General features: G+C 64.6%; 8 protein-coding genes, 1 tRNA gene and 1 pseudogene. 4 read left to right on the top strand and 6 right to left on the bottom strand.

Features of this window, described 5'->3' with window-relative positions; translation table 11 throughout:
• The 3 genes and pseudogenes from ABD716_RS16320 to ABD716_RS16310 all read left to right on the top strand — a co-directional run.
• A pseudogene (locus tag ABD716_RS16320) lies at positions 1 to 1,527 on the top strand (serine-rich repeat glycoprotein adhesin); the annotation flags it as partial.
• Positions 1,528 to 1,530: 3 nt separating this feature from the next.
• A complete protein-coding gene (locus ABD716_RS16315; protein WP_344778836.1) occupies positions 1,531 to 2,064 on the top strand; it encodes a hypothetical protein in 534 nt (177 codons plus the stop codon).
• A 387-nt stretch (positions 2,065 to 2,451) separates the two neighbouring features.
• A complete protein-coding gene (locus ABD716_RS16310; protein WP_344778834.1) occupies positions 2,452 to 2,634 on the top strand; it encodes a hypothetical protein in 183 nt (60 codons plus the stop codon).
• Between the two features lie 355 nt (positions 2,635 to 2,989).
• Here ABD716_RS16310 and ABD716_RS16305 read toward each other — a convergent pair whose 3' ends face one another.
• From ABD716_RS16305 to ABD716_RS16280, 6 genes are all read right to left on the bottom strand, one after another.
• Positions 2,990 to 3,427, bottom strand: a complete 438-nt coding sequence (locus ABD716_RS16305) for an ATP-binding protein (RefSeq protein WP_344778832.1) — start codon at positions 3,425 to 3,427, stop codon at positions 2,990 to 2,992.
• Positions 3,417 to 3,749 carry an STAS domain-containing protein gene (locus ABD716_RS16300; RefSeq protein WP_344778830.1) on the bottom strand — a complete coding sequence of 111 codons (333 nt, stop codon included), beginning with the start codon at positions 3,747 to 3,749 and terminating at the stop codon, positions 3,417 to 3,419. The genes ABD716_RS16305 and ABD716_RS16300 overlap by 11 nt, the downstream gene beginning before the upstream one ends.
• A gap of 20 nt (positions 3,750 to 3,769) precedes the next feature.
• Positions 3,770 to 4,999 (bottom strand): PP2C family protein-serine/threonine phosphatase, encoded by a 1,230-nt coding sequence (locus ABD716_RS16295; RefSeq protein ID WP_344778828.1) that lies wholly within the window; start codon positions 4,997 to 4,999, stop codon positions 3,770 to 3,772.
• A 9-nt stretch (positions 5,000 to 5,008) separates the two neighbouring features.
• Positions 5,009 to 5,428 (bottom strand): hypothetical protein, encoded by a 420-nt coding sequence (locus ABD716_RS16290; protein ID WP_344778826.1) that lies wholly within the window; start codon positions 5,426 to 5,428, stop codon positions 5,009 to 5,011.
• A 115-nt stretch (positions 5,429 to 5,543) separates the two neighbouring features.
• Positions 5,544 to 5,616 (bottom strand) — tRNA-Arg (locus ABD716_RS16285).
• Between the two features lie 21 nt (positions 5,617 to 5,637).
• Positions 5,638 to 5,898 (bottom strand): glutaredoxin family protein, encoded by a 261-nt coding sequence (locus ABD716_RS16280; protein WP_344778824.1) that lies wholly within the window; start codon positions 5,896 to 5,898, stop codon positions 5,638 to 5,640.
• 41 nt (positions 5,899 to 5,939) lie between these two features.
• Here ABD716_RS16280 and orn point away from each other — a divergent pair, with 41 nt between their 5' ends.
• Positions 5,940 to 6,560 (top strand): oligoribonuclease, encoded by a 621-nt coding sequence (gene orn, locus ABD716_RS16275; protein ID WP_344778822.1) that lies wholly within the window; start codon positions 5,940 to 5,942, stop codon positions 6,558 to 6,560.
• Positions 6,561 to 6,566 lie beyond the last annotated feature (6 nt).

Genomic DNA, 6,566 nt, shown 5'->3' with positions numbered 1-6,566 from the left:
GTCGACTCAGATTCGCTACTCGACTCGGACTCCGACTCAGACGTACTCGTCGACTCAGACTCACTCGTCGAAGCCGACTCGGATTCCGACTCAGACGTACTGGTCGACTCCGACTCACTCGTCGAGACGGACTCACTCGTGGAACCAGACTCCGACTCCCACTCCGAGACACTGGCCGACCCGGACTCACTGACCGACGTGGACTCAGACTCAGAAGTACTCGTCGACTCCGACTCACTCGTCGAGACGGACTCACTCGTGGAACCAGACTCAGACTCCGAAACACTCGCCGACTCAGACTCACTACTTGACTCGGACTCCGACTCAGAAGTGCTGGTCGAGTCGGACTCAGATGTGCTCGTCGACTCGGACTCGCTAATCGATGTGGACTCCGACTCAGACGTACTCGTCGACTCAGACTCACTCGTCGAAGCCGACTCGGATTCCGACTCAGACGTACTGGTCGACTCGGACTCGCTCATAGACGTGGACTCGCTCGTCGAGGTCGACTCCGACTCGGACGTGCTGGTCGACCCGGATTCAGATGTGCTCGCCGACTCAGACTCACTCGTCGAGACCGACTCACTTGTGGAACCAGACTCAGACTCAGACTCAGAAACACTGGCCGACCCAGACTCGCTGACCGACGTCGACTCCGATTCCGACTCAGAAGTACTCGTCGACTCGGAGTCGCTGATCGACGCGGATTCCGACTCCGAGGTGCTGCTCGACTCGGACTCGCTCGTGGATACCGACTCACTCGTGGAACCAGACTCAGACTCAGACTCAGAAACACTGGCTGACCCGGACTCACTGGTCGACGTGGACTCAGACTCAGAAGTACTCGTCGACTCCGACTCAGACGCGCTGCTCGACTCAGACTCCGACTCACTCGTCGAGATCGACTCACTCGTGGAACCGGACTCCGACTCCGACGTACTCGTCGACTCAGATTCGCTGCTCGACTCGGACTCCGACTCGGAAGTGCTGGTCGAGTCGGACTCAGATGTGCTCGTCGACTCGGACTCGCTAATCGATGTGGACTCAGACTCAGAAGTACTCGTCGACTCAGACTCACTCGTCGAAGCCGACTCGGATTCCGACTCCGACTCCGACGTACTTGTCGACTCAGACTCAGACTCAGAAGCGCTGCTCGAGTCACTCGTCGAAGCCGACTCCGACGTACTGGTCGACTCGGACTCGCTCATCGACGTGGACTCCGACTCCGACGTGCTGGTCGACCCGGATTCAGACTCACTCGTCGAGGCCGACTCAGACTCAGAAGTACTCATCGACTCGGAGTCGCTGGCCGACGAGGACTCCGACTCGGAGACACTTGTGGACCCAGACTCGCTGACCGACGTCGACTCGGATCCCGACTCAGACGTACTCGTCGACTCAGACTCACTCGTCGAAGCCGACTCGGACTCCGACTCCGAAACACTGACCGACCCGGACTCGCTGGCCGACGTGGACTCCGACTCAGAAGTACTCGCCGACTCCGACTCGCTCGTCGACACTGACTGACTCGTGGAACCGGACTCCGACTCAGAGGTACTGGCCGATTCGGACTCGCTCGTCGACGTGGACTCGCTCATCGAAGCCGACTCGGATTCCGACTCAGACGTACTCGTCGACTCAGATTCGCTACTCGACGCGGACTCCGACTCAGAAGTACTGGTCGACTCCGACTCAGAAACACTGGCCGACCCGGACTCACTGGTCGAAGCCGACTCAGACTCGCTGGTCGACACGGACTCCGACTCAGAGGTACTGCTCGACTCCGACTCAGACGTACTCGTCGAAGCGGACTCCGACTCGGAAACACTGGCCGACCCCGACTCACTCGCCGACTCCGACGCCGACGTACTCGCAGACGCTGACTCTGACGTGCTCGTCGACTGCGAGCCGCTCGTCGAAGCCGATTCACTCGTCGACACCGACTGCGAGCTGCTCTCACTGCTCGTGTCCGACGGTGCGGCGGACTCGCTCGCCGATGAACTGGCCGACTCGCTGTCGGAGATCATGTCGCTCGGCGCCGGCGCGCCCGCGCCGTTGAAGTAATAGAAGAGCGAGTTGATGTTGTAGACCGAGATGCCGTTGGCCGGCAACGCCTGCACCGCGATCAGCAGCCCGTTGTCGGTCGTCAGATAGCCCGCGTACAGCGTGTTGCCGATGTACATCGGGTGCGCGACGAAGTGCGCCTGGACACCATTGATCGTGACGTTCGTCGCCGACAGAACCGCGAGGAAGTTCTCGGACGTGATCTGCCCGGTCGAGGTGGTGATGGCAGTCTGATACGAGACCGTGTGGCCGTTGTAGCTGCCGCGTCCCGTGCCGCCGTAGGACGAGTGCCCGGCTCCCGTGCTAGACAGGCTCGAATCGGCACCGCCACCGTACGAGATCGATGCGTTCGTCAGCCCCTGGTCCGAATAGTGCGGAATCTCGGCCGTGGCCGCCACGCTGCGCGTGAGCAGCGACGATCTGCTTTGGGCAGCCTGGCTCGTCGACTGGCTGACCGACTGGCTGGTTGACTGGCTGAGGGATGCCGACGCGCTGGTCGAGGCCGAGGCGCTGGTCGACGCTGACGCGCTCGTGGATGCCGAGATCGACTCGCTGCTCGAAATCGACTGACTCGTCGAGGTCGATGCCGACTGCCCCGAGTCGCCTGTTGAAGCAGAGGCCGACGTAGAGGTGGATGCCGCCGCCGGCGCGGCCGACTCAGAGGGTGCCGCCGACTGGCTGGTCGTCTGCGAGATCGACTGAGAGACCGATTGCGATGTCGACTCCGTCGTCGACTGCGAGTCCGACTCGCTGGCGGCTCCTGTGCTGCCAGGCGTCAGTACCGCACTGCCGTCCGTCGCGAGCGTGTTGAGCTGCACGGCGTTGACGTCATACGACATGGGCGTGATATCCGACATGTATCTATGATCCCCTGCCGCCCGGCCCTAGAGCAGCTTGCATCCAAGAAGTCACCGCAGATCCCCAGTCAGATCTGTGACGCCTGGCCCAGTCGCCGCACCATCAGCCAATGGTTGGTGTCCGCCAGCCGGTTGAACTCGATCTTGTCGAGCACCGCCTCGGCCAACGGCAGCCCCCGACCGCCCTCAGCGTCCTCGCCGGGCATCCCCTGCCCGTGCGATGGGGTGAATGTCTGGCCCGTGTCGTCGAGCTCGGCCTCGATCTCTTCAGGACGCACGCGGATCGTGAACTTCCAGCGCACCTCCCCCTCCGGCCGCCCGTACTCCACGACGTTGTTCGCGATCTCGATCACAGCGGTCTCGAACAGCATCACGTCTATCGGGTCGAGTTCCGGGTGGTCCGCTGCGGCTTCCGCAAGCAGCGTGTGCACCGCGTCGAGCTGCTCGGGCACCGCGAAGCCCTCCAGCACGTACTCCTTGCGACCGCTGACGTCCTCACCAGTCACGAGCTGCCTCCTCGACGGTTTCGTACGGCGCCAGAATCCGGTCGAGATTGGTCAGCTTGAGCACCGCCTTCACCTGCGCGCCCGCGGCCGCGATCCGCAGGTCGCCACCTTGCTGCCGCGCGGTCTTGAGCCCGCCGATCAGGGCACCCAAGCCAGACGAGTCGATGAAGTCGACCGCGTGCAGATCGACGATGAGGCGGGCTCTCCCCTCGGCGACGAGATCGTCGATTCGCGACTTGAGCGGCGGCGCAGCGACGAGGTTGAACTTGCCCTCCGGCGCGAGCACCACGTGTGTTCCCTGGTCCACTTCCTCGAAGTTCATCTGCGCTGCTGCTCCTTCTCTCATTCCTCGATCGGGGCCGGTGCGCCCTGCGACGTCGCCTCGACGCCGCCACCGGGAATCCGCCGGACTGCTACGGCGGTGACATCGTCGGTGGCGTCGTGCGAGACGGCGAAGTCGACGATTCGGTCGACGATCTGACGACAGCTCAGCTCGGGGTCGAGGATCGCATTGAGGCGCGCCTCAGCCTCGTCGAACGAGTCGTCGAGCACGTCGAAGACGCCGTCAGAGACCACGACCAGAAGCTCGTCCTCGCCGAGAACGTCGGATTCCCTGACCCACTCGTCTTCGATGGGCATCCCCAGCGGCAGATAGTCCTGCGACAGGCGCCGGTAGCCGCGCTGCGATGCGATGATCGCGAGCCCGTGGCCTGCGTCGACGTAGTCGAGCGCCCCGGTGGCGGGGTCGAGCCGGCCGACCCAGAGCGTCGAGAACCGGTTGTTGGCCTCGAGATCGTGCCGGGTGGTCGTCGACGTGCGGGCGATGGCGTCGCCGACGTCCGTGTAGCGCGAGTGGCCGCGCAGCACGGCGCGCACCTCAGAGGCGATGAGCGAGGCCGCGAGGCCCTTGCCCATGACATCGCCGAGGACGACCTGCAGGCGCTTGCCGGCGCCGCCCGGATCGTTGACGACGAACCAGTCGAAGTAGTCGCCGCCCGCCTCGCGCGCAGGCTGCACCCGCCCCGCGATCTCGACGCCGCCGATATCGGGGGCCGAGGTCGGCAGCATCAGCTGCTGCACCTGGCCTGCCAGGTCCATCTCCTCCTGCACGGCGAGCTCGCGCTCGAGCAGAGCGCCGAGGTCTGCGAGCATCTCGCGCTGCTGGCGGCCCAGCGTGCGCGGAACGAGATCGAGAATGCACAGCGCGCCGATGTTCTGGCCGCTCTGGCCGCGCACCGGGATGCCTGCGTAGAAGCGCACGCGCGGGGAGCCTGTCACGGCCGGGATCGACGCGAACCGCTCATCTTCCCGCAGGTCGCGGACCTCGAGGATCTCGTCCTGCTGGACCGTGACGCCGCAGACGGAGTCCTCGACGGGCGTCTGCCCCTTCGGAAACCCCACCGAGGCCACGGTGTACTGCGAGTCCTGGCTGATGAGGTTCAGGGCCGCGATCGGCGCGCCGAAGATCGCCTGGGCGAGACGCACGACACGGTCGTAACGCTCCCCCGGCACGCTGCGAGCGACTGCTTCGGCCTCGATACGGCCGGTGCTCATGGGCGGGGGCATCTGCATGGCGCAGCCTCAGACCGTCAGCTCGTCGAGAATCGGTTCGATGTCGAGCACGGACCGCCGCGTTGCGGACCACCCCATTCCGAGGGATGTCTCTCGGTTGGTGATGAGGACGACGACCGCCTCGGGGTGATTCGGCAGCACCATCATGAAGTGGATCGTGTGGCGAGTCGTCATCTGCATCTCTTCGAGCAGGCGCTCGCTCGGCACGCCGCGTTTCGCCGAGATGAGGTCTTCGACGTGACGGACCGTGTCGCCGCGGAACATCTCGACCGCGGCAGCCGCGACGGCCTCGAGGTACTCCTGCGTGAAGTACGCGACGTGATGCGCAACCCCGAGGAGTTCACCCGATCGCAGATCTGCGACTGCGCACCCCAGAGCTCCGTCGACCTCCTGGATGACCGACTCCATCACGTCGTCGAGCGTGCTCACGAGCGACACAGTGGCACCCGCCGTGCCGCCGGTCAGTGGGTCGCGCAACAACCATGTCGAGCGCGGCGAATCGGCGCTCTGACCGGCCATGAAGTAGACCGACTGGTCGAGCTCGTGCCCCCGGCGAGGATCGAACTCGCGACCAAAACATTAGAAGTGTTCTGCTCTATCCACTGAGCTACGGAGGCCGGACAAGTTTACCGAAAGGGCTAGAGCGCCTTCGCCGCGGCGACCAGCACCTGGTTCAGGGTCGGCACGCCCTCTGCGCGAAAGACCTCTGCTCCCCCAGCATCCGTCACGATCACGGTGGGCGTCGACCGGACGCCCGATGCCTCGGCGTCGCGCTCGAATGCCACGACGTCCTTCTCGACGACGGCGGCCCCCGGAATCAGCCGCCCCGCCTCGGCGAGCACCGCGCGCGTCGCCATGCACGGGCCGCAGAATGCCGAGGTGAAGAGGGTGAGCTGCACCCTTCCAGCCTAAGCAGGGTGTGCGCCAATAGGATCGGAGCATGTCTGCTGCCTCGGATCGTCTCGTCTGGATCGACTGCGAGATGACGGGTCTCGACCCCGATAAGGACGAGCTGGTCGAGATCGCGGTGGTCATCACCGACTCCGAGCTCAAGCCCGTCGCCGAGGGCATCGACATCGTGATCAAGGCGAGCGACGAAGCGCTCGCCGGCATGGGCGAGTTCGTGACGAACATGCACACGACCAGCGGCCTCATCACCGAGATCCCGACCGGCAAGAGTCTCGCCGAGGCCGAGTACGAGGTCATGGAGTACGTCCTCAAGCATGTGCCCGACGAGGGCAAGGCGCCGCTCGCCGGAAACACGATCGGCACCGACCGCATGTTCATCACGAAGTACATGCCGCGCCTCGACGCGCATCTGCACTACCGCTCGATCGACGTCAGCTCCATCAAGGAGCTCTCCCGTCGCTGGTTCCCGCGGGTCTACTTCCAGGCGCCTGAGAAGGCCGGCGGCCATCGCGCGCTCTCCGACATCCTCGAGTCGATCCGCGAGCTCGACTACTACCGCAAGGCGGTCTTCGTCGCCGCCCCCGGCCCGACCAGCGAAGAGGCGCTCGCCGTCGCCACGTCCGTGGTGAACGAGTGGGCTCCTCGCATGTAATACACT

The organism is Gryllotalpicola kribbensis (genome assembly GCF_039538245.1).
Classification (GTDB): Bacteria; Actinomycetota; Actinomycetes; order Actinomycetales; family Microbacteriaceae; genus Gryllotalpicola; species Gryllotalpicola kribbensis.
Note: the sequence above shows the minus strand (reverse complement) of the source record. Positions and strands in the feature narration are given on the sequence as shown.